Origin of the sequence: Streptomyces sp. NPDC059743, from assembly GCF_042732975.1 — a bacterium.
GTDB lineage: Bacteria > Actinomycetota > Actinomycetes > Streptomycetales > Streptomycetaceae > Streptomyces.
Window position 1 is genome coordinate 1 of the sequence record NZ_JBHWGS010000027.1, and the last position, 22873, is coordinate 22873.

14 protein-coding genes and 1 pseudogene are annotated in these 22873 nt (G+C 66.8%); 8 read left to right on the forward strand and 7 right to left on the reverse strand.

The window, feature by feature from the left end:
• Positions 1 to 91 precede the first annotated feature (91 nt).
• From ACFV6H_RS35145 to ACFV6H_RS35155, 3 genes are all read right to left on the reverse strand, one after another.
• The gene (locus tag ACFV6H_RS35145; protein ID WP_384987298.1) at positions 92 to 391 is read right to left on the reverse strand and encodes a helix-turn-helix domain-containing protein; all 300 of its coding nucleotides are present in this window, start codon (positions 389 to 391) and stop codon (positions 92 to 94) included.
• A 152-nt stretch (positions 392 to 543) separates the two neighbouring features.
• A complete protein-coding gene (locus tag ACFV6H_RS35150) occupies positions 544 to 1212 on the reverse strand; it encodes a hypothetical protein (RefSeq protein ID WP_385550610.1) in 669 nt (222 codons plus the stop codon).
• A 31-nt stretch (positions 1213 to 1243) separates the two neighbouring features.
• Complete coding sequence (locus ACFV6H_RS35155; protein ID WP_385550612.1) at positions 1244 to 7066, reverse strand: polymorphic toxin-type HINT domain-containing protein; 5823 nt, start codon at positions 7064 to 7066, stop codon at positions 1244 to 1246.
• On the opposite strand from ACFV6H_RS35155, the gene ACFV6H_RS35160 reads away from it, so the two are divergent.
• Together ACFV6H_RS35160 and ACFV6H_RS35165 are read left to right on the forward strand one after the other, a co-directional pair.
• Entirely contained in the window at positions 7040 to 12127 is a 5088-nt protein-coding gene (locus ACFV6H_RS35160) for an RHS repeat-associated core domain-containing protein (protein WP_385550614.1), read from the forward strand. The genes ACFV6H_RS35155 and ACFV6H_RS35160 overlap by 27 nt on opposite strands.
• Positions 12128 to 12533: 406 nt before the next feature.
• Positions 12534 to 13070, forward strand: coding sequence for a hypothetical protein (locus ACFV6H_RS35165; RefSeq protein WP_385550616.1), 537 nt, complete (start codon positions 12534 to 12536; stop codon positions 13068 to 13070).
• 110 nt (positions 13071 to 13180) lie between these two features.
• On the opposite strand, the pseudogene xerC reads toward ACFV6H_RS35165, so the two are convergent.
• Both xerC and ACFV6H_RS35175 read right to left on the reverse strand, forming a co-directional pair.
• Positions 13181 to 13783: pseudogene (gene xerC / locus ACFV6H_RS35170) on the reverse strand (tyrosine recombinase XerC); the annotation flags it as partial.
• Positions 13784 to 13835: 52 nt separating this feature from the next.
• Entirely contained in the window at positions 13836 to 14258 is a 423-nt protein-coding gene (locus ACFV6H_RS35175) for a YjbQ family protein (protein ID WP_385550618.1), read from the reverse strand.
• Positions 14259 to 14350: 92 nt separating this feature from the next.
• On the opposite strand from ACFV6H_RS35175, the gene ACFV6H_RS35180 reads away from it, so the two are divergent.
• The 6 genes from ACFV6H_RS35180 (at position 14351) to ACFV6H_RS35205 (ending at position 19921) form a co-directional block, all read left to right on the forward strand.
• Positions 14351 to 14434, forward strand: coding sequence for a putative leader peptide (locus tag ACFV6H_RS35180; protein WP_315986669.1), 84 nt, complete (start codon positions 14351 to 14353; stop codon positions 14432 to 14434).
• Positions 14435 to 14613: 179 nt separating this feature from the next.
• The gene (locus ACFV6H_RS35185; RefSeq protein ID WP_385550620.1) at positions 14614 to 15480 is read left to right on the forward strand and encodes an ABC transporter permease; all 867 of its coding nucleotides are present in this window, start codon (positions 14614 to 14616) and stop codon (positions 15478 to 15480) included.
• A complete protein-coding gene (locus ACFV6H_RS35190; RefSeq protein ID WP_385550622.1) occupies positions 15453 to 16274 on the forward strand; it encodes an ABC transporter ATP-binding protein in 822 nt (273 codons plus the stop codon). The genes ACFV6H_RS35185 and ACFV6H_RS35190 overlap by 28 nt, the downstream gene beginning before the upstream one ends.
• Positions 16275 to 16476: 202 nt before the next feature.
• Positions 16477 to 17532, forward strand: coding sequence for an ABC transporter substrate-binding protein (locus ACFV6H_RS35195; protein ID WP_385550624.1), 1056 nt, complete (start codon positions 16477 to 16479; stop codon positions 17530 to 17532).
• Positions 17529 to 18737: an LLM class flavin-dependent oxidoreductase gene (locus ACFV6H_RS35200; protein WP_384782746.1), complete on the forward strand. Its 1209-nt coding sequence runs from the start codon at positions 17529 to 17531 to the stop codon at positions 18735 to 18737. Before ACFV6H_RS35195 ends, ACFV6H_RS35200 begins: the two co-directional genes overlap by 4 nt.
• Before the next feature lie 74 nt (positions 18738 to 18811).
• On the forward strand, positions 18812 to 19921 hold the full coding sequence (locus tag ACFV6H_RS35205) for an NAD(P)-binding domain-containing protein (protein WP_385550626.1): 1110 nt from the start codon (positions 18812 to 18814) through the stop codon (positions 19919 to 19921).
• Positions 19922 to 19933: 12 nt separating this feature from the next.
• On the opposite strand, the gene mltG is transcribed toward ACFV6H_RS35205, so the two are convergent.
• The gene (mltG, locus tag ACFV6H_RS35210; RefSeq protein ID WP_385550628.1) at positions 19934 to 20809 is read right to left on the reverse strand and encodes an endolytic transglycosylase MltG; all 876 of its coding nucleotides are present in this window, start codon (positions 20807 to 20809) and stop codon (positions 19934 to 19936) included.
• 168 nt (positions 20810 to 20977) lie between these two features.
• The gene (locus ACFV6H_RS35215; RefSeq protein ID WP_385550630.1) at positions 20978 to 22852 is read right to left on the reverse strand and encodes an ABC transporter ATP-binding protein; all 1875 of its coding nucleotides are present in this window, start codon (positions 22850 to 22852) and stop codon (positions 20978 to 20980) included.
• Between the last annotated feature and the right edge of the window lie 21 nt (positions 22853 to 22873).

Below are 22873 nucleotides of genomic sequence, written 5' to 3' on the forward strand. Positions count from 1 at the left end.
AGCTACCTCGCAGGCCTGCACCTCCGCGCCTCCACGATCTGGATCAAGGACCTCACGCGAACCGCAGGTTGATCACGACTCAATACCCGCCCTAGGAGAGGCTCGCCTCCTTGGCCATCGACCGCGTCAACCAGTGCGTGGCGTCATTCGGCGTGGTCTCCCATGTCCTGACGACCACTTCTTCCACCTGCGCGCCGGTGATCTTCCGGGGACCGCCCGGACGAGGACGGTCGGTCAGGCCCTCCAGCCGGTCCCGCACGAAGCGGGCCCGCCACCTGCTCACCGTGTGTGCCTCGACGCCCAGCCGGGCGGCAACGTCCTTGTTCGAAGCTCCGGTTGCGCACTCCAGAGACCTTCTAATGAAAGTCGGCACAGACAAGTGCAACGGCATCAGAGAATTGACGCCTTGGCAACATCCTCCGTCGCTCGACGGGACGACACCGCCGATTCCGACGGCGGTGACAATCCGGCACTTTAAGCAGCACTATCCGCCAGACGCAGCAGGTGCCGCGGAAGAATTATCACGATTCCTCCACATGTAAGCTATTCAACCAAGTTTCGACTACGCAGCCATTCAATATCGCTCATATAATTCGAGAAATTACTGGAGGCCTTCGGGGCAACACCAACCAGGGTGTCAAATGGAGTCTCATCAAACCTACTTGCCCAAATTCCAGCATAGAGAGGGAAATCTTCACGTGGCACATTCTTGACCTTTTCGCGACTCAGGAGAACTTGCGTCTCAGGGTCACGGCGAATCAAATGACCCGGCACGTAATAGAAGTCAGCATCAGAAAATACAGCCTCCGAGATATCGAGGGCCCATTCTATGTCCCGATACTTTTCAATCATCCCTGCGATATAATGCTCGCGCCCCGCAAGGCCAGTGTGCGGCCCCATCGCCATAATCGGTCCGATTTTTCCTCGAAGAACCACCCGACGGAAGACACATCCGTAGAGACGATGCAGCTGCTTTGCCGCAAGCCCATCAATCGTCACACCATCAAAGAAGACCCCTTGGACCGAACAACGGTCGACTCGACACCCTTGCATGGATGAGTCCCTGACAACAAGGCTGAACTCGGGATCATCAAACTGCGCCAAACTGCAAGCGCTCAGGGTGCACTTGACCAGTCGAACACCTTCGTACCTCCTGTCCGACCCGATGACCTTGGCACCTCGGACTGTCTGGCCTTCAATGTGTACCGCCACCACCGGTCGCCTCCTTGCAGATTAAGCCAGCTTACCCGAAGATCTCCGCCAGAAGCTCGGCCGACGGGCTTTCATACGTCATTATCTGATACGGGCTAGTTATGTATGAGCGAGCCATATGCTCCGCCCAGGCCGTTGCGCTTGGCCCAGTGATATCGACACCAAAAGTACGCCCATTGGCCGTTATATTAAAGTCAGGAACTGCTTGGCCTGGCAGCGATGACCCAAGATGGGCGATATTGCCATCGGCAAGGATCGCCGGATCTTCTGCAACAGCATTTTCGATTGACGTACCGTAGAACATTCGCTGCAGAAAAGGCTTCTGCTGGCCAGCAGCAATCTGTTCCGGACTGAGCGAAGCCCGAACGTCCGCAGCACTCCGACTAGCTGCACGACCCACTGCAGCCTGCAGGCGAGAATAGCTTGCCCGACCTGAAACCCCAAGGAGCCCTACCGGATTCGTGCATGTGTTATGGACCAGGACCGGCGTATTGCCTGCCAGCACATAGTACGTGTGGAGTTTGGCGACGCTGAAGTTGTAGGTGCGGACGTGGTCCGTGTAGGCGCGGTTGGCGGCGATCTTGGCGGTGGTGCCGTCGGGGGTGCTGAGGGTCGTGCCGGGCTTGAGGCCGGCGGCGTTGACCCAGGCGTTTTGCTTGGGGACCCAGAAGGGGTGCTCGGCCGTGGCTGTGATCTTCTTGTTGCCGTTGGCCGTCGTGATCGTGAGCTCGTTGAGCTTCTTCTCGCCCTCGGAGGGGAGGAGTTCGGTGACGGGCTGGGCACTTGTCTCGCCGGTCGCCGGGTTGGTGGCGAGGACCTTGTCGCCGACCTCGATGTCCTCGATGTTCTTCGAGGTGCCGTCGGCGAGGAGAACCGGCGTGCCGGCAAGGAAGCACGCCGGACCGCCCTTGCCGAGGAGTTTCGAACCTGCGGCTTTGAGGCCCTTGGTAATCGCCTGGCCGCCGGCGGTTTTGGCGAGCTTGCCGACGGCCTTGCTGGCGAGTTTGCCCACGCCCGCGCCGACGAGCCCGCTGACAGCTCCGACTGCGGCTCCCTTGCCTGCGGCGGACATGTAGCCGCCGAGGCTGTGGTCGGCTTTGGGGTCGATGGCGTTGCCGACAATGCCGGCCGCCGCGCTGGAGACGGCCCCGCATGCTGTTCCGACGGCTACGGCGCCGACTCCCGCGGTGGCCGCGCCTGCGGCGGCTGCCCCGATTCCGCACCCGACACCGACGACGACCTCGGTGACGATGGTGATGACGGTGACGTGTTCCCGTGCGAAGCCCTTGACCCTGCACATCCAGTCGCAGGGGGCGGGCTTGGTCACCGTGACGGTCTTGGTGGTGGTGTAGGTGACCGTGGTCGAGCTGCCCGAGGAGGCCGGCGCGGGCGCGGACGAGGGCGGGCTGCTGTTGAACTGGCCGTAGCCGTCGCAGATGTCCTTCGGGCACAGGCCGGTCGGGTCGCTGTTGCTGACGGGGCTGTTGTTGCTGTACGCGTACCCGTTCATCTGGAGCGGGTCGGCGATGTCGATGACCGGGTCCGCGGTGAGGAAGCGGCCTGCGGCCTGGTCGTACTCACGGGCGCCGATATGGGTCAGGCCCGTGGCGGCATCGTCGATGCCGACGCCGAGGTAGCTGCGTTTGTTGGGCCAGGTGGAGGGCTTGGGGCCGCGGGCCTCTCCGTACGGTTTGAAGGACCGTCGGGTGACCGTCTGGGTGGTGCTCAGTTCGACGGTGGTGTTGGCGGTGCCGAGGTGGTCGGTAATCAGGACGTTGAGTTTGTGTCCGGTGGTCGCGCCGTTGGTGGTGGTACGGACGACCGTGGGAGCGCCCGGGTGGGCGTATGCGCGGGAGGCGTGAGTGATCTTGCCGGTGCTGTCGGTGGTCAGCTCGGTCTCGCCGAGATACAGGGTGGAGCCGGTGGGCGAGTTCTCCAGGATTCGGTTGCCGTCGGCGTCGTAGACGTAGCTCGTCTTGACACCGTCGTCGGTGATCGTGGAGAGCTTGTTCTCGGCCGTCCAGTCCAACTGCTGGGTGGTGGCGGCGAGGTCGCGGACTTCTGTGTTGCCGACCGCGTTGTTGGTGTAGCTGCTGCCTTTGCCCGAGGGGGTCGAGCTGATCCAGGACAGGGTGTGTGGCTGGCCGGCGGGCGGCGCGGTGCGGCCGTAGCCGTACCTGTAGGTGACGTTCTTGGCGGCGTCGGCGGTGTCGTGCTCGGTGAGGGTGGCGCGGTTGCCGAGCCAGTCGAAGGTGAACGACTGGCGGTAGGCGGTGGTCCCGGTGGACACCGTGCCGGTGGCGGGAGCCGCGGCGGCCAGGGAGGCCGTCAGTCCCGCGTCCGGGCTGGTGGTGTCGTCGGCCGTGTCCGGGGCGTCGGTGACCGGCCCGCCGGAGACCGAGCCGTCCTCCTGGTAGCCCCAGTTGGTGCCGCCCGAGGAGCGGCAGCCGGTTCCGGAGCCGTTGGGGGTGATGTTGGAGGTCCAGGCGTGGACCAGTTCACCGAGTGCGTCGTAGGTGTAGCACTGGTTGTCCCAGGTGGAACCGGTGGCGTCGGTGAGCTTGCGGGCGTTGGAGGTAATGGTGCCCGAGGCGTCGTAGGAGTAGTAACTGTCGGATATCCGGGCGCCGCTGACACTCTCCCCGTCCGCGACCGTACGCTGGAGGCGCCCGGTGTGCTGGTCGACGAAGTTGGTCGTCCACACCCGTGAGGGCTGCGGTCCGCTGACGATGCGCAGGGGTTCGCCGTAGGGCGAGAAGGTGACGTCGGAGGTGTACCAGTCGAGGCCCGAGGTGGACTCCGCCAGACCGTCGGAGTCGTAGCGGGTGACGACCTTCTCGGCCGCCAGACCGCCCTTGGCCGGGAGAGTGACCGACAGCGGGTTTCCGGTGGGCGTATACGCGTACGAGTAGGCGTACGTGCCCGACAGGCCGGCGGTCATTCCGTTGGCGGGGACGACCGTCTCGCGCCCGGTGACCTGGTAGTCGGTGTCGTAACCGGTGATCCGGTTGATGTAGTCGCCGCCGGAGTCATGGCGGATCGAGGAGACCGGCAGGCCGACCGCGCCGGGCAGGGTGTCGTAGGTGAACTCCTTGACCGGACTGGCCGTGGCCGAGCCCTCGCGGATGGCTGTGACGCGGTCCAGCTCGTCGTACTTGGTGTGGACCGACTTGCCGAGCGCGTCCTCGGACCTGATCCGGCGGTCGGCGTCGTCGTAGTCGAAGTGGGATGTGCCGGTGTCCGGGTCGATGGACTTCGTCAGCCGGCCACGGACGTCGTAGGTGTAGCTCCAGGCGTTGCCTGCCGGATCGGTGACCTTGGTGCGGTTGCCGCGCGCGTCGTACTGGTAGCTCGTCGTCCGACCCGAGCTTGCGCCGACGCTGGTGGTGTAGTGCTTGATCGAGCTGACGCGGCCCATGGCGTCGGTCTCTGTGAGTGTGGAGGGAGCGGTCGCGCCGGCGGGATCGTTGTAGACGTAGGTGTCGCCGTAGGTGGTGTACGAGGCGTACTGATACTCGCCGCCGTGATACTCGGACGTGCGCACGACGCGTTCCAGCCCGTCGTAGCGTGTCTTGATCTTGCTCGGCACCAACGTCTCGGAGATACGGGCGAACGGCTTGGCGGCCGGGTCCCCCTTGGCGAGATAGCCACCGGTCTTCTCCCACACCAGACCGTGGTCGTCGTACTTGGTGTCGGTGATGATCCGGCCCGCTCCATGGGCCTCCGTCTGGGTCTGCACCTCACGCGCCAGGCCGTCGTAGATCGTGACCTGGCTGCTGTAACCGCCGTCGTCCTTGAGGGTTTTGACGGTGACGGCGGCCGGCTTGGTCTCCTTGGCCGTCGCGACGGCCGTCTGATAGGAGATCTCGACGTCCGGGGCCTTGCCACCGGAGGAACGCGATGCGGACCAGCCCTTGACGAGACGGCCGAGCGCGTCGTACTCGCTGCGGGTGACCCGGCCGTTGGGGTCGGAGACGGTCAGTGGCAGCGCACGGCCCGGGTCGTAAGCCGTGGTGGACGAGTGCCCCAGGGCGTTGATCGTCTCGACGGACGTCACCGGACCACCGGTGTCAGGGGTGTACACCGTCTCACTGGTGCCGGTGAGAGGCGCGGTGACCTTCCGGACCCGGCCCAGTGAGTCGTACGTCGTCGTGGTGACCACGGAGTGGGACGTGCCCTCACCGTTGATCTCCGCCACCGAGGTCGGCAGGCCCTTCGTCGGAGCGGCTCCCCAGGCCTGGTAGTCGTACGAGGTCTGGACCGAGCTGAGCAGTTGGGTCGCGGGGTCCGCGGTGGTGAAGCCGGAACAGGGAGTCGCGGTGGAGCGGGTGTCCTTCGCCTTGCCGATGATCCAGTCGGCGGTGTTGTGGACGTAACTGGTCCGCATGCAGACCTGGTTGCTCAGGGCCTCACCGGTGCCCTCGGGTTTGACGACCGACATCTGGACCTGTGTGGGCAGCCCGTAAGTGTCGTCGACAGTGGTCTCGGTCCGTATCGCCTGCCAGCCGGTATCGAGGGTCTTGATGGCGTCGGTGCGCGCCACCCAGGTGCGATGGGCGACCAACGGGTCGAGATCGGTGCCGTCCTCGGCCTCACGGGTGCGGGAGGCGGTCTCCTTGGACTTGGGGAAGACGAGAGCGCGCTGGAGGAGCTTGCCCTCGGAGTGTTCATAGCTAAGGGTCTCGGCGGCCATCCCGGCGAACTGTGGAGCGTCGTCGGCGACCAGCTCCACCGCGTCCTTGGAGTCCTTGACCGCGCCGCCCGTGCCCTGGAAATAGCGGGAGACCGAGTACGACTGCGACTCGGGGTCGCCCTGCTGGGAGGTGGACTTGCTGCCCTTGGTGGTCGCCACCTGGCGGTAGCCGCGCCACACGCTGTAGGTACGCAGGGACGGCCGGGCGAACTCGTCGTCGGCCTTGTCCCAGGCCGGGGAAGTGTACGTGTACGCGGTCACGATGGGCTTGCCGTGCGTGGTGACCTTGTCGGTCTCGGTGACCGAGGCGGCGACGTACTTGTTGAACCACGCCTTGGCCGGGACCTTCTCCTCACCGTCCGGCGACCAGCGCACCGGATAGCAGGTGCCGTTTCCCTTGCCCTTGTCGGTGGCGGGTTCGGCGGAGCAACCACCGGTGTACTCGACTTCGATGTCGCCGCCGTTCTCGGTGGCGACCGTACCGATACGCGGGCGGGTGAAGCCGGGATTCCTGTCACCTGGTCCGGTGGGCACCAAGTTGGGAAGCTGACGGTCCATCAGCCGTGCCTTCAGCGGCGAGGACGAGCCAACCGTGTACTGAGCAAAACTGACGCCGTCCTTTGACTGCACGGTTCCGGTGGTGTCGCCGGGTGCGAACCCGGTACGGGTCAGGGAGTTCAGCCACAGCCCCGGAGAGGTGTCGTACCAGTCGGCGGGGAAGGACTGGTAAAGCGTGTATGTGTCGACCTTGCCCAAGCCGGTGTAGCCGGGACGGGCAGCCTTCGTCGTCACCGTGTCAAGGCGCAACCGGGTCCAGAAGGACGGAAAGGCGGGGCACAGCTTGGACGTGGACTTGCAGTTGAGGTTGCCAGGAGTGTCCCACCACGGGCGGTAGGCGCCGGGGTCGTCGGTCTTGTCGAAGTTCGCCGCGTCGCAGGCGGTGCCTTCCTTCAGGCAGCGCTGCTTGACACCGAACTCGACCGTGGCCGAAGGCTTCGTCAGATCAGAGGTACGCATCCCGTACTCGATGGAGACGGGGTAGGCGGCACGGTCGTAGCGCTCCGGCGACTTGCGCTTCTCATTGACCGAGTAGTAGTTGGTGCCCTGCTTCCAGTTCACCACCATCGCGTTGCCGTGGACGTCGACGACCTTGACGCGCACTGCCTCCAGGCGTGGCGCTGGAACCTGGACTATGTGGTCGACCCGCACGGCAACGCCATGTCGTACTACTACGGCAAGGAGACCAATCACTACACGCAGGGCCTCAAGACCGGGGAGAACGGCAAGCCGTACACCCGCGGCGGCTATCTGAAGCGGATCGACTACGGCCAGCGCGACGGAAAGCTGTACGACTCCCCCGCCCCCGCACGTATGGTCTTCACGACCGATGAGCGGTGCCTCGACGCGGCGGCGGACTGCGAGCCCGGCGATCTGACGGACGCCACGGCGAACCGGTGGCCAGACGTCCCCTGGGACCGTGATTGCAAAGCGGACACCAAGTGCGTGGGACAGAACTCACCGACGTTCTGGACCAGGAAAAAGCTCAGCGAGGTCACGACGCAGATCCGCAGCGGTACCGGCTACTCGGACGTCGACTCCTGGACTCTCAAGCACTTCTTCACGGACAACGGCGACAGCTCGAAGTCGCTCTGGCTCAACGAGATCAAGCACACCGGCCATGCGGGCACCAGCCCCGTCGACATGCCGTCCGTCGAACTGCTCGGCGAGCAACTGCCCAACCGTATCGACACCGCCGGCGACAACATCCAACCGATGAACCGCTTCCGGCTCTCCGGCGTCGACAACGACACCGGCGGCCAGTTGGACATCATCTACCGCGACACCGAATGCCGCCCTGGTGCTCTGCCGCCTGCCGACGCTTCAGCCAAGGCCTGCTATCCCGTCAAGTGGAATCCGCCAGGCGAGCCGGAGCCGGTGACCGACTGGTTCCACAAATACCTGGTCGAGCGCGTGGTACAGACTGACCTGACCGGTGGCGCACCGGACATGGTCAGCGAGTACGAGTATCTGGGCGACGCCGGCTGGAAGATGACCGAGCCCGACGGCATCACGGACGACAAGTACCGTACGCGCAGCGACTGGCGCGGCTACGGCAAGGTGCGCGTCACCAACTCCGGCGATACGGTCAGCCCCGCCAACACCCGCACCGAGCACACCTTCCTGCGCGGGCTCGGCGGCCAGGTGACCGACTCCACGGGCACCGAGCACGCCGACAGCAACGAGCTCTCCGGCCAGGAGCTGGAGACGGCGACCTACAACGGCGCATTCACCGCTGACAAGATCGTCTCCAAGAGCATCAACACCACCTGGTCCCGCACGACGGCGACGCGGGTCAACAGTTGGGGCACCGACCGCGCGTACTTCGTGCGCCCCGAGACGACCACGTCGTACACCGCGCTGGAAAGCGGCGGCTGGCAGGAGACCAAGTCCACCACGCGCTACGACGCGGCGACCGGTCGGGCGACCGAGGTCGACGACTTCGACGCCACCGGTGATCCCTCGGACAACCGTTGTGTCCGGACCCAGTACGCGGACAACACGGCGAAGCACATGCTCTCCTTCGTCTCCCGGGTGGAGCAGGTGGCCGTCGCCTGTGGCACGGCACCCGACCGCAGGACCCAGGTCATCTCCGACGATCTGACGTACTACGACGGTCTCGGAGTGGGCGCGGCCCCCGTGAAGGGCGACACCACCAAGGTCCAGCGCCTCGCGTCCCACGACGGCACCCAGGCCACCTACGAAACCCTCACCTCGTCGGCGGTGGCCGACTTCGACGCCTTCGGCAGGCCCTTGAAGGTGACCGACGCGGCCGGCAAGTCCACAACGATCGCCTATGCCGAGACGGACGGCCTCACCACCAAGAAGACCGAGACCAACCCGCTCGGCTGGAAGACATCCACCGAGTACGACCGCTCATGGGGCTCCCCGGCCGCACAGGTCGACATGAACGACAAACGTACCGACCTCGGTTATGACGCCCTGGGCCGTCTCACCTCTGTATGGCTGCCCGACCGGCCCAAGGCCGACGACTTCCCGCCTTCTGTCAAATACACGTATGTGGTGCGGAAGACGGGCGGGCCGGTAGCCGTCAAGACGGAGAAGCTCGAGAGGCAGAAGGACGGGACCGAACGGTACGGCGTCGAATACGCCCTGTACGACGGAATGCTCCGCCCTCGCCAGCAGCAGACCGAAGGCCCCGACGGTGGCCGCATCATCGCTGACACCTTCTACGACAGACTGGGCAATATCGTCAAGGCCAACGCCGACTACTTCACCACCGAGGCCCCGAAGGACCAGGTCTTCGGCGCGGTCGACAAGGGGGTGAACGGTCAGACCCTCACCGAGTACTACGGGGCGGGCCGTACGACCGCGGAGATCTTCCGCAGTGCCGGTGAGGAGAAATGGCGCACGACGTATACCTACGGGGGCGACCGGGTTCACATCGACCCGCCCGTCGGTACTCCTCCGACCACCACCATCACCAACGGCCGGGGCCTGACCACGGACGTCCGCCGCTACAAGGGCGACAAGCCCCTGCCGGCCGGCACCCCCGCCGACTACGAGAACACGCACTACACCTACACACCGGCGGACCAGCTCAAGACCGTCGAGGACGCGGCGGGCAACGTCTGGACCACCGGCTACGACCAGCGTGGACGCAAAATATGGAGCGAGGACCCCGACACCGGCAGAACCGACTACGGCTATGACGAGCTGGACCGGCCGACCTCCGTCACCGATGCGCGGCGCAAGAAGATATCGACCAAGTACGACGCGATCGGCCGCCCCGTCTCCACTTGGGAGGGCGAACCGGACACGGGGACGAGACTGACGGTCTCCACGTACGACACCATCGCCAAGGGCGAGCCGTACGGGACCTACCGGTATGCCAACGGGGTCGTACAGTCGTCGACCCTCAACGTTCAGCTTGACGAGATGTACCAGCCGACCCTCACCCGGGTCAACGTCGTGGGAACCGAGGACGCAGCGCTCAAGGGGTCCTACGACTTCGGCACCGAGTACAACCAGGACGGAACCGTCCAGTCCATGAGCATGCCGGCGGCGGGAGGACTGCCGGCCGAGACACTCGTCTACACCTACGACGAACTGCAGCGACCGACGGCTCTCAGGACCACGCTCGGCGGGACTCTGGGCAGCTACGTCAGCAAGGCGGCCTACTCACCGACATCGCAACTCCAGCAGCTCGAACTGTCCACGGGGGCGCCCGGCTCCAGAGAGACGACGCTGTCGTACGAGTACGAGCGCGGTACGGAGCGGCTCACCCAGTCGCGGGTCGAAGTCGAGAGTGTCGCCGAGGTCACGTCCGAAGCCCGCTACACCTATGACGAGTCCGGCAACGTCACCACCATCGCGGATGTACCGACCGGTGGCCAGGCGGATGTCCAGTGCTTCGCCTATGACTGGCAGCGCAGACTGGACACGGCCTGGGCGACGTCCAACTCCTCCGACGGAGCGGTCGGCACGGGCAGGACGAACACCGCCTGCGCCGCCGACCCGACGCCGGCCGCCATCGGGGGACCCGCCCCGTACTGGCACTCCTTCGCCTACGACGCCGCCGGCAACCGCAAGCAGCAGACCCTGCACGCCGTCGCCGGCAGTCCCGAGACCGTCCGCACCTACACCTACGGTGACGCCAACCTGAACGGCACACCGGGTGAAGCCGATGACGGCGGTCCGCACACCCTGAGCAGAGTGGTGCGGGACGTCGCGGCGGGCGGCGGCAGTCCGGCAGTCCATGCGCAGGACACCTACACCTACGACCCTTCCGGAAACGCGCTGCAGAGCGTCCGGAACGGTACGACCCAGGACATGACCTGGAATGCCGAGGGGCGTCTGAACACCTCGACCACCGGCGGTGTCACGGCTTCCTTCGCCTACGACGCCGCCGGCGAACGACTGCTGCGCAAAGAGGCCGGAAGGACAACCCTCTATCTGCCAGGTATGGAGCTGAGTCTCGACACCGCCACGAAGAAGGTCGAGGCCACCCGCTACTACTCCTTCGCGGGCCAGACGGTCGCGATGCGCACCGCCGGGGGCGTGAAGTTCCTCGCCGGTGACCGGCACGGAACAATGTCGGTCGCCGTCGACGCCGTGACCGGCGCGACGGTGCGCCGCAGGATGGATCCGTTCGGCAACGAGCGGGGTACGTCCGATCCCTGGGTGGACGACAAGGGGTTCCTCGGCAAGCCGGCTGACACGTCGACAGGGTTCACCCACCTCGGCGCGCGCGAGTACGAGCCCGAGAACGGCCGGTTCATCTCGGCCGACCCGGTCATCGACGTGACCGACCCACAGCAGATGAACGGCTATGCGTACGGCAACAACAACCCGGTCACGTACGCCGATCCGACCGGTCTCTGCCCCGCGGACCTGTGCGGCATCGGCTACCCCATCGGCGGCACGGGCCAGGTCGCCGGGGACCCGCTCCGTTTCGTCACCGTCGCCCCGACCCAGGGCCGGGACTGGGACTACCGGCCCCCGGCCAAGAAGAAGTACGACCAGGCACGGGCCAAGGCCGACGCCGCGAAGATCCGGGCACAGGCCGCGGCCAAGGAACTCGCCGGCATCATCGCCGACGAACTGGGCCTCACCGACGCGCTGGACTGCTTCACCACCGGCAGCCTCGGCGCCTGCGGGGCAACCTTCCTCAATGTCGCCAGCAGCTTCGTCGGCGGCATCCTCGGGAAACTCGCCGCGAAGTACGGCATGCCGTGGAAGTGGAAGAAAGCCGTAGCACTCGGCAAACGCATAGCGGGCCTGGTCGACAAGCTCATCAAGAACTTCTCGTCCTGGCTGAAGTTCGACAAAAAGGCCGAGAGGCTGGCGGGTGCGGTCGACGACGGCTGCAACAGCTTCACCCCCGAAACGAAAGTCCTGATGGCCGACGGCACCACCAAAGCCATCAAGGATGTCGACATCGGGGACAAGGTCGTGGCGACCGACCCCGAATCGGGCAAAACCACGACCGAGACCGTCACCGCCGAGATCAAGGGCAAGGGCACCAAGAACCTGGTCCAGGTCACGCTGGACACCGACGGCAAGCAGGGCGACCGAACGGCCTCGGTCACAGCCACCGACGGCCACCCCACCCCGGCCAATGGCTCCGCACCAGCGCCGGCACATACGTCCAGATCACCGCCATCACCCGCTGGACCCAGCAATCCACGGTCCACAACCTGACCGTCGCAGACATCCACACGTACTATGTGGTGGCAGGTGCCACACCGGTCCTGGTTCACAACTGCGATACCGTCGATCTCTATCGTGTATCGCCCAGAGATCGAGGCACGAGCGAACTCGACAACGGAGTCCTTCCCGAGAATCATCCGCTTGATTTGGACGAGGGGCTCGATGGGTCTGCATACTTTGGAAACAGGCAGCGAGTCGAAGACTATGCATCTCAGCATCGTGACACGCACGGTCAGGGATTCCGGGTGACTGTTCCGTCCCGATGGTTGAGGGAGAACGACATCGAGCCGATGGAAGATTTTCTCAACGAAGGGGCGGTTGAATATGCCGTCCCGAGGCACTTGTTCGACAAGTTCAATTCATTTCCGCGCGCTCCATGGAATCCTGGAGGGCAATGATGGATATTTCGAGTGTGCGAGACTATTCGCTCATTGAATGTCGAATCGCGAGTCACCAGCACTACGGCCTGACGGTTCATACGATTGAGGGCAACATTCCTGGCTACGTGGATGAGTCCGCCATATCGGACGAGGATTTCACCCCGCGAGTCTACTGGCCGCCTAAAGGTGAGCGGCTGACTTGTGTGGTCCTTGGGCAAGCCGGCGGTGGCAGGCTCCGTCTGAGTTCCCGTCCCCGTGACATTGAACTGGCAAATTCTGTCGTTGATGTGGCGATCGCGCTGACCGCGTGGCGACTGGCGCGAGACGATGAAGAAGGTGCGGGTGGACTAGCGGAGTTTTGGCGGTTGCCTGACGTCGCAGCTGTCTTGCGGTGGGCGCTGCGCCGCCCCGCGCACTCGAGAGATCATGCGCGCGCGGTGGAAATTGTCGCCTTGGCGCCGACGGTAATAAAGGATTCACTGCGGGAGGCGGATTATATCTCCTCCAGTCCAAGAGGCAAAGAACCCGACGCGGATCACCCGCGCCCTGGCTGAGTCGCCCACAGGGGCCGTTCTGCGGCTTGACGGCAGTAGATGACGGCAACGGCGGCGGACACCAAGTGGTGTCCGCCGCCGTTGCCGTGCGTGTGTCAAGGATGGTCAAGGGCGTGGCCGAGGAGTTCCTTGATCACGACGAGTTCGACGCCCTGTTCCAGGAGGAGGGTGGCCGTCGAGTGGCGGACGTCGTGGAAGCGGATGCGGCGGAGGCCGGCCTTGCGAAGGAGCGTTGTGAAGGCGCGGGTGAGGTTGGTCGGGTCGATCGGTCCGCCCTGCGTAGTGGTGAACATATGCCCGCCGTGCTGCCATGTGGTGCCTGCTGCCTTGCACTCACCCTGCTGCTGTTCGTGGTGGAGCTTCAGCAACTGGACGCAGCGGGCGGGGAGGGCGATGCGGCGCTCGAAAGCCCGGGTCTTCGTGGGCAGCGCAGTGAGCCCGGTGACGCGCTGAAGGGTGCGGCGGATGGCAGCAGTACCAGCGTCGAGGTCTACTCAGTGCAGGGCGAGAAGTTCGCCCTCGCGGAGTCCGGAATGGAGAGCGAGTTCGTACAGGGCGTGCAGCCGGTGACCCTGCGCGGCGGTGAGGAGCTGGCGGGCTACGTCGGCGGTGAGGGGTTCGAAGCGGCGGGGTCGTGGGGTGCCGGTGCGGACGTCAGGGGCGACGTCGCGCCGGATCCCCTCTTCGCGGACGGCATGTTCCAGGGCGGCTTCCCAGCGGCTGTCCGGTTACGGAGTATCACGGCCACACCCAGGACGATCTTGCTCAGCTCAGGAAGCTCAGTCGAACCTGACGGTTGACATTGTCTTTATTGGTGTCGACCAGGCAGACCGATTGCCAGGTGCCCAGGGCCAGTCGGCCGGCGATGACCGGGAGCGTGGCGTGTGGGGGGATCAGGGCCGGGAGTACGTGGTCCCGGCCGTGGCCCGGGGTGCCGTGGCGGTGGTGCCAGCGGTTGTCGGCGGGGAGCAGGGACCGGAGCGCGGTGAGCAGGTCGTCGTCGCTGCCGGCGCCGGTCTCGATGAGGGCCACCCCGGCGGTGGCGTGCGGTACGAAGACATTGAGCAGGCCGTCGCGGCCCGCCGCGGTCTGCTGGAGGAACTCCTCGCATGCATGAGTCAGATCGGTCACGGCCTCATGGGTGCCGGTGGTGACGTTCAGGATTCTGGTGGTGAACGCGTCGGACATGCTCCCATCCTGCCGCCCGGCCTGCGGGATCGCTCGTCCGCGTGCCGAGACACCATTGACCGGATCCGGAAACTCTCGCTACGTTCGGCGCCATGTTGCGATCAGTTCTGCTCACCACGCGCGGTCATATCGACCTGCTGCGGGTGGCGTCCGCCGCGTGTTGTCGCGGCTGCTGATCCTTTTCAGGCGTCCGCGCCGTTCTCCTTGCCGGCCGTGTCCCGGCTTCCTTCCCGGATGAGTGCCGTAACCCCCTGACCGTGTGCCGTCGTCGTACCACCGCACACGGACATCGAGCCGCGTCCTCCCCCCTCCGCGTCCTCCCTCTTCCGCGCGCTTTCGTCCCCGTGGAGCTGTTATGACTCTCGGCCACGCCCCGCCGGATATTTCCGTCCTGTCCAAGAACCGGCCGCCCGATCTGGAGCCGATCACTCCCGCCTCCACACCAGGCTCCCGGCGGCGCTCCGTACCGCGGTGGCTGCGCCGTACCGTCGGGCCGCTGCTGCTTCTGCTCGTCTGGCAGGTGCTCAGCGCGACGGGCGTGCTCCACGAGGACATCCTCGCCTCGCCCGGCACCATCGCCAGGGCCGCGGGCGATCTGATCGCGGACGGCACCCTGCCCACCGCCATGGGCGTCTCACTCCGGCGCGTCGCCGTCGGGCTGCTGCTCGGCGGAGTCATCGGTATCTCCCTCGCCCTGGTCTCCGGGCTCTCCCGGCTGGGTGAGGATCTGGTCGACGCGACCGTACAGATGCTCCGCACCGTGCCCTGGGTCGGGCTGATCCCGCTCTTCATCATCTGGCTCGGTATCGGCGAGGCACCCAAGATCGCGCTCATCGCGCTCGGTGTCGCCTTCCATCTCTATCTCAACGTGTACGCCGGGATTCGCGGAGTCGACCAGCAACTCATCGAGGCGGGACAGTCGTTGGGGCTCCGCCGGTGGGGACTGGTCCGGCATGTCGTACTGCCGGGCGCGCTGCCCGGCGCGATGACCGGTCTGCGGTACTCGCTCGCCACCGCCTGGCTCGCGCTGGTCTTCGGCGAGTCCATCAACGCCGACGCCGGTATCGGCTTTCTGATGAACCAGGCCCGGGAGTTCTTCCGTACCGATGTCATCGTCGTCTGCCTGGTCGTCTACGCCTTCCTCGGACTGCTCGCCGATGCCGTCGTCCGCACTCTCGAAAGGCTGCTGCTGCAATGGCGACCGACCTTCCAGGGCCAGTGAGTCCGAGTTCGGGTTCGGGTTCGCGTCCACGTCCAAGCTCGAGTCCGCGTCCGAGTCCCCGTGCCGTCGCCTCCGACGGCACCGCGGTACGGGTCGAGGGACTGACCCGGGCCTTCGATGGACGTCCGGTGATCGACAAGCTCGATCTGACGCTGCGGCCCGGGGAGTTCACCGTGCTGCTGGGCCGCAGCGGCTGCGGCAAGTCGACGCTGCTACGAGTGCTCGCCGGGCTCGACCGCGATATCGAGGGCACGGTGCTCGTACCGAAACGGCGCGCCGTCGCGTTCCAGGCGCCACGGCTGATGCCTTGGAAACGGGTCTGGCGCAACGTACTGCTCGGTCTCGACGGAAAGCCCGGGCGGGCCGTCGCCGAGAGCGCGTTGGAGGAAGTGGGACTCAGCCATCGCTCCAGCGCCTGGCCCAAGACGCTGTCGGGCGGCGAGGCCCAGCGTGCCTCGCTGGCCAGGGCGCTCGTACGGGAACCCGATCTGCTACTGCTCGACGAGCCGTTCGGCGCGCTGGACGCGCTGACGCGGCTCAACGCCCAGCGGCTGGTCGCCGAGTTGTGGCAGCGGCGCGGCTGCGCGGTCCTGCTGGTCACACATGATGTGGAGGAGGCGCTGCTCCTCGCGGACCGGGCGCTGGTGATGCGCGACGGTGTCATCGCGTACGAGACGGATGTCGCGCTGGACCGTCCGCGCTCCGTGGGCGATCCCGGCTTCGCGGCACTCCGCTCGCGGCTGCTCACCGAACTCGGCGTCGACGAACCTGCCGCTCCCGGCGCCGCCGCGTAGTGCTGGCAAGTGTCCGTGTGGTGCCGACAAGACCCGCGCGGTACTGGCAAGTACCGCGTGGTACCTCACAGCGCCGCTTCGTTCAGCCTTCTCGCGCGCCCCCAGCCCTCACCGCGCCCCAGCCCTCACCGCGCCCCGGCCCTCACCTCAGCCCTCTCCCCGGCCTCTCCTCCGTCCCCCTCTTCAGAAAGCCACTCCCCCCATGAAACGCTTCCTGCCCGCCGTCCTCCTCCCTCTCCTCCTCCCCCTCACCCTCCTGCTCGCCGCCTGCTCCGGCACCTCGTCCGCCGACGACCCCGGCGGCGGCGCGGGCGGCTCCGTCGACGGCAAAGGTTCCCTGACGCTCAACGTCGGTGACCAGAAGGGCGGTGCCGAGGCCGTCCTGCGCGCGGCCGGTGAACTCGACGATCTCCCCTACAAGATCAAGTGGTCGACCTTCACCTCCGGTCCACCCATGCTCGAAGCCGTCAACGCCAAGGCCGTGGACGTCGGTTCCGTCGGCAATACTCCGCCCGTCTTCGCCGCCGGAGCCGGTTCGAAGATCACGATCGTGGCCGCGACCCACGGCTCCTCCCGGGGCGAGGCCATTCTCGTACGCAAGGACTCGCCGCTCAGCAAAACCACCGATCTCCGAGGGAAGTCCGTCGCCGTCGCCCAGGGCAGTTCGGCGCACTACCAGCTCATCGCCTCGCTCAAGGAGGCCGGTCTCACACTGGACGACATCAAGGTCACACTGTTGCAGCCGGCCGACGCGCTCGCCGCGTTCACCAGCGGCAAGGTGGACGCATGGGCCGTGTGGGACCCATATACCTCACAGGTGCTACAGGCCGGACAGGGACGGGTGCTGACCGACGGCGAGGGCGTCGTCAACGGTCTGAACTTCCAGGTGGCCGCGCCCTCCGCCCTCGCGGACAAGGCGAAGGCCGAGGCCATCGGTGACTATGTCGAGCGGCTGCGCCGGGCCCAGGACTGGGTCTTCGACCATCCCGAGGAGTGGGCGAAGGTCTGGGCGAAGGACACAGGCCTGCCGTACGAAGTGGCCCTGGCCGCGGCGAAGCTGACGCACGGCACCCGGGTGCCCGTCGCCCTCGACCAGGCCGCCGTCGACTCCGAGCAGGCCATCGCCGACACCTTCGCCGATCTGAAACTCATCCCGCGCCGGTTCGACATCGCCGACTACGTGGACGACCGCTTCAACAAGGACCTGCCGCCGTCGACCTCGCCGGCGCGCAGCTACGGAAAGGCCTCTTCCCGATGAGCATCCATCTGCACTGGTTCCTGCCGACCGGCGGCGACGGACGTACGCTCGTGGACCGCCACGCCTACACCGACGGCGGTATCAAGCGCTCCAGGATCACTCCGGTGAGCGGAGTCAGGGCGCCCGACATCGAGTATCTCGCGCAGATCGCCAAGGCGGCCGAACAGCTGGGATTCGAAGCGGTGCTCACACCGACGGGCACCTGGTGCGAGGACGCCTGGCTGACGACGGTGGCGCTCGCGCAGCAGACGGAGCGGCTGAAGTTCCTGGTGGCCTTCCGGCCCGGACTGATCTCGCCGGTGCTGGCGGCGCAGATGGCGGCCACCTATCAGCGTGTCACCCGTGGCAGGCTGCTGCTCAATGTGGTGACCGGCGGTGACTCGACCGAGCAGCGGCGCTTCGGCGACCATCTCGACCACGACCGCCGCTACGCCAGGACGGCGGAGTTCCTGTCGGTGATCCGGGGCGTCTGGGGCGGGCGTCCGTACGACTTCGACGGTGAGCACTACCAGGTGGAGGGCGGGCTCACCGCGCTGCCGCCCGACCCGCTGCCCGAGATCTTCTTCGGCGGTTCGTCCGCCGCGGCGGGACCTGTCGCCGCCGAGCATGTGGATGTCTATCTGACCTGGGGCGAGCCGCCTGCCCAGGTGAAGGAGAAGATCGACTGGATCCGGGGGCTGGCCGAGGAGCGTGGCCGTACGGTCCGTTTCGGCATCCGGCTGCACACCATCTCGCGGGACTCCGCGAAGGAGGCCTGGGCGACGGCGGACCGGCTGCTGGCCGATCTCGATCCCGAGACGGTCGCTGCGGCCCAGCAGGCGCTGGGCAAGAGCGAGTCGGTGGGCCAGCAGCGGATGCTCGCCCTGCACGGCGGTTCCCGTGACCGGCTGGAGATCTCGCCCAATCTCTGGGCGGGCGTCGGTCTGGTCCGGGGCGGCGCGGGCACCGCGCTGGTGGGCAGCCACGCCGATGTCGCCGACCGGATCGAGGAGTACCACGAGCTGGGGATCGAGCACTTCGTGCTCTCCGGCTATCCGCATCTGGAGGAGGCGTACTGGTTCGGTGAGGGCGTGACTCCGGAGCTGGCGGCGCGCGGGCTGCTGGCGCAAGTGCCGGCCTCGCCGCTGCTGGGCGTGCCCGCGGCGAACGGCCGTCCGGCGTCCGCGCCCGGCGGCGCGCCGCTGCTGCTCGCCGGAGGCCGCTGAGCGGACCGAGCTGAGCAGACCGACATCGTGAGATGAGCGGGAAGATTCCCGGTTCCGAGGCTGTTCGTAGAATCGTGAACGACTTCGGGGTACGGGACCGGGTACGGGTACGGGACATCGATGTGGTGGTCGTGGGCGCCGGGCAGGCAGGGCTGTCCGGCGCCTACCATCTGCGGCGGTCCGGGCTTGAACCGGACCGCGACTTCGTCGTCCTCGACCATGCTCCGCGGCCGGGCGGCGCCTGGCAGTTCCGCTGGCCCTCGTTGACGTACGGCAAGGTCCACGGGATGCACGCGCTCCCGGGTATGGAGCTGATCACCGGGCCGGCCGATGACGGCCGGCCCTCCTCCGAAGTGATCGGCGGCTACTTCACCGCGTACGAGCGGCGCTTCGGCCTCCGGGTCCACCGGCCCGTCGATGTCACGGCCGTACGCGAGGGCGTCGGCGGCCGGCTGCTGGTGGAGACCTCCGAAGGGAACTGGTCGGCCCGTGCGCTGATCAACGCCACCGGGACCTGGGACCGACCGTTCTGGCCGCGCTATCCGGGCCAGGAGACCTTTCTGGGACGCCAGTTGCACACGGCGAACTATCCGGGCCCCGAGGAGTTCACCGGACTGCGGGTGATCGTGGTGGGCGGCGGCGCCTCGGGCACCCAGCATCTGATGGAGATCGCGAAGGTGGCGGCGGACACCACCTGGGTGACCCGGCGTCCGCCGGTCTTCCGCGAAGGTCCGTTCGGCGAGGAGCAGGGACGGGCCGCCGTCGCGCTCGTCGAGGAGCGGGTACGCCAAGGGCTGCCGCCGCAGAGCGTGGTCTCGGTGACCGGACTGCCGCTGAACGAGGCGATCATCCGGGCGCGCGAGGAGGGCGTACTCGACCGGCTGCCGATGTTCGACCGCATCATCCCGACCGGTGTGGCCTGGGACGACGGGCGGACGGTGGAGGCCGATGTGATCCTCTGGGCGACCGGCTTCCGCGCCGCCGTCGACCATCTCGCACCGCTGCGGCTGCGGGAGCCGGGCGGCGGCATCCGGGTCGAGGAGACGCGTGCGGTACGGGACGAACGCGTCCATCTCGTCGGATACGGCCCTTCCGCCTCCACCATCGGCGCCAACCGTGCCGGCCGGGCGGCGGTACGGGACATCAAGCGGCTCCTGGAGCGTGAGCCGGCGCCGGCGGTCTGAACAGAGCCGGTCTCAGCCGTCCCCGTCCCCGTCTCCGTTACCGCTGCCGTTCGCGTTGGCACGGTTCTGGTTGAACTCCTCCACGTTCTTCTGGTGCTCGGAGTAGTTGTTGGTGAAGCGGGTGTCTCCCTCCGCCACGGTGACGAAGTACAGCCACTCGCCGCGTGACGGGTTGAGCGCCGCGTTCATCGCCTCCTCGCCCGGGTTCCCGATCGGTGTCGGCGGCAGTCCCTTGCGCTGATAGGTGTTGTACGGGCTGTCGATCTTCGTGTCGGCGTGTGTGGTGTCGAGCGTGTTGCGGTTGAGCGCGTAGTTGAGCGTCGAGTCCATCTGGAGCGGCATGCCCAGGGCGAGCCGGTTGTGCACGACCCTGGAGACCTTCGCCATATCGGTCGGCGTATCCGCCTCGGCCTGCACAATGCTGGCGATGGTGACCGACTGATAGATCGTCATACCGTTGCGCTCGGAACCGGCGGTGATCTGGTCGCCCGTGAACTTCTGGTTGGCGGTTCTGACCATATAGCTGAGCAGACCGGCCGGAGTGGTCGAGGAATTGACGGGATAGGTGGCCGGGAAGAGATAGCCCTCGGGATTGCCCTTGGCCGCCTCCGGCAGCTTGAGCCGCGCGGCGGTCGCCGCGTCCTTGGTGGTGCCCATCGGCAGTTCGAGGGCCTTGTCGACGGACGCGTACACCTCGGAGGCGCGCCGCCCTTCCGTAATGACCAGGGTGGAGGTCTTCTTGTCGCCGCTCTCCCCGCCCATCAGGAGTACGGGCACCAGCACCGCCGCCCCGACGGCGAGGGTGGTGGCCACCAGCAGGACCAGCCGGCCACGGCGGGTCAGACGGAGTCTGCGACCGGGTCTCGCCCCCGGAGGCTCGTTCATCATATGGGCACGGTAACCCGGAGTGATCACCGATCCCGGTACCTGAGGTGCGGCAACACGGATGGCATACGTACGGGGGTGATACGGGAGTGATCCGCATACGCGCAGCCGACGCCCGAGCCGAGGCGCCGCCGCGTCCGTGCCGGGAACGCGGCAGGGTGACGACCGCGCTCAGGTGGTGACCGGAGCCAGCTCGTCGGCGTGTCCCGGCAGGCTGTCCCTGCGGACCAGGGCGGCATAGCGCCCGTCCTGCCGGAGCAGCTCGTCATGGCTGCCCCGCTCGGCGACTCGGCCCTTGTCGAGTACGACGATCTGGTCGGCGTCCCGGACGGTGGAGAGCCGGTGCGCGATGGTGATGGTCGTACGGCCCTGGGAGAGCGCGTCGATGGCCTGCTGCACCGCGTGTTCGGTACGGGTGTCCAGCGCGCTGGTCGCCTCGTCCAGGATCAGCACCGGCGGGTCGCGCAGGATCGTACGGGCGATCGCGAGCCGCTGCTTCTCGCCTCCGGAGAAGCGGTATCCGCGCTCGCCCACCAGGGTGTCGTAGCCGTCGGGGAGCGAGACGATGTGGTCATGGATCTGGGCGGCCCTGGCTGCCGTCTCTATCTCCTCGTCCGTGGCCGTCGGCTTGGCGAAGCGCAGATTCTCGGCGACGGAGGCATGGAAGAGATAGGTCTCCTGGGAGACCACACCGACAGCGCGGGCGAGTGTGTCGAAGTCCAGATCGCGCACATCGACACCGTCGAGCAGGACCCGGCCGCCGGTCACGTCGTACAGCCGGGGCACGAGATAGCTGAGCGTCGACTTGCCCGAGCCCGTGGGCCCGACCACGGCGAGGCTGCCGCCGGAGGGAACGGTCAGATCGATTTCCCGGAGCGTCGCGTGCCCGCCCTTGCCGCCCTTGCCGCCCGTGTCGTCGTAGCTGAAGTCGACTCCGTCGAACCGCACCTCACCACGGACCGTGTCGATCCTGACCGGCCGCTCGGGCTCGGTGATGTCGACCGGCAGGTCGAGATACTCGAAGATGCGCTGGAACAGGGCGAGCGAGGTCTGCATCTGCACTCCGGTGGAGAGCAGGCTCACGGCCGGCCGGAACAGGCCCTGCTGGAGCGAGACGAAGGCGACGAGCGTACCGATGGAGACGGCGGTGCCTCCGGCGCCCATCGCGAAACCCGCGGCCCAGTAGATGACGGCGGGCATGGCGGCCATGACGATGCCGATGGTGGACATGCGCCAGCGCCCGGCCATGTTCGAGCGGACCTCCAGATCGACCAGCCGCTCGGACTCGTCGGCGAAGGACTTGGTCAGCGAATCGGCACGCCCCATCGTGCGGCCGAGCAGAATGCCGCTCACCGAGAGTGACTCGGTGACGGTGGCCGCCATCGTGGCCATCTGACGCTGGCGGTCCGTGGTGATCTTCTTGCGCTCGCGGCCGACGATACGGCTTATCCAGACGAACAGCGGCAGCAGGAGCAGCGAGACGGCGGTCAGCCGCCAGTCCAGGGCGAGCATCGCGACGACCGAGGCGACGACGGCCGTGAGATTGGAGACCAGGGAGGTCGCGGTGGAGGTGACGGTCGCCTGCATACCGCCGATGTCGTTGGCGATACGGGACTGGACCTCGCCGGTCCTCGTCCTGGTGAAGAAGGCGAGCGGCATGCGCTGGAGCTGGCTGTAGACACCGGTGCGCAGATCGTGCATGACCCGCTGGCCGACCGTCGTGGAGATCAGCGTCTGGAGCACGCCGAAAACGCTGTTGACGACCGCGGTGGCGATCATGCCGAGGGCGAGCAGGCTGAGCAGTCCGGTGCGGCCCTGCGGGATCGCGGTGTCCAGGATCTCGCGGAGCAGGAACGGCGAGGCGACCGAGACCAGCGACGAGGCGCCGACCAGCAGCCCCACGATCGCGAGCCGGCCGCGGTAGGGACGGAAGAGACCGAAGATGCGCCGGAGCTGCGCGGGCTGCTCCGGCTGCCCCGAACGGTCCGTCCGGTCCGAACGGTCAGGACGGGGCGGCGGTGTCCAGGTGGATTCCTCGGGTTTCATGGGCTCCTTCGAAGGACGGGA

Bases quoted from the DNA above. Each gene is read 5' to 3' on its own strand.
- ACFV6H_RS35145 (WP_384987298.1), bottom strand. From the start codon at position 391: ATGCCGTTGCACTTGTCTGTGCCGACTTTCATTAGAAGGTCTCTGGAG.
- ACFV6H_RS35165 (WP_385550616.1), top strand. From the start codon at position 12,534: ATGGATATTTCGAGTGTGCGAGACTATTCGCTCATTGAATGTCGAATC.
- ACFV6H_RS35175 (WP_385550618.1), bottom strand. From the start codon at position 14,258: ATGTCCGACGCGTTCACCACCAGAATCCTGAACGTCACCACCGGCACC.
- ACFV6H_RS35180 (WP_315986669.1), top strand. From the start codon at position 14,351: ATGTTGCGATCAGTTCTGCTCACCACGCGCGGTCATATCGACCTGCTG.
- ACFV6H_RS35185 (WP_385550620.1), top strand. From the start codon at position 14,614: ATGACTCTCGGCCACGCCCCGCCGGATATTTCCGTCCTGTCCAAGAAC.
- ACFV6H_RS35190 (WP_385550622.1), top strand. From the start codon at position 15,453: ATGGCGACCGACCTTCCAGGGCCAGTGAGTCCGAGTTCGGGTTCGGGT.
- ACFV6H_RS35195 (WP_385550624.1), top strand. From the start codon at position 16,477: ATGAAACGCTTCCTGCCCGCCGTCCTCCTCCCTCTCCTCCTCCCCCTC.
- ACFV6H_RS35200 (WP_384782746.1), top strand. From the start codon at position 17,529: ATGAGCATCCATCTGCACTGGTTCCTGCCGACCGGCGGCGACGGACGT.
- mltG (WP_385550628.1), bottom strand. From the start codon at position 20,809: ATGATGAACGAGCCTCCGGGGGCGAGACCCGGTCGCAGACTCCGTCTG.
- ACFV6H_RS35215 (WP_385550630.1), bottom strand. From the start codon at position 22,852: ATGAAACCCGAGGAATCCACCTGGACACCGCCGCCCCGTCCTGACCGT.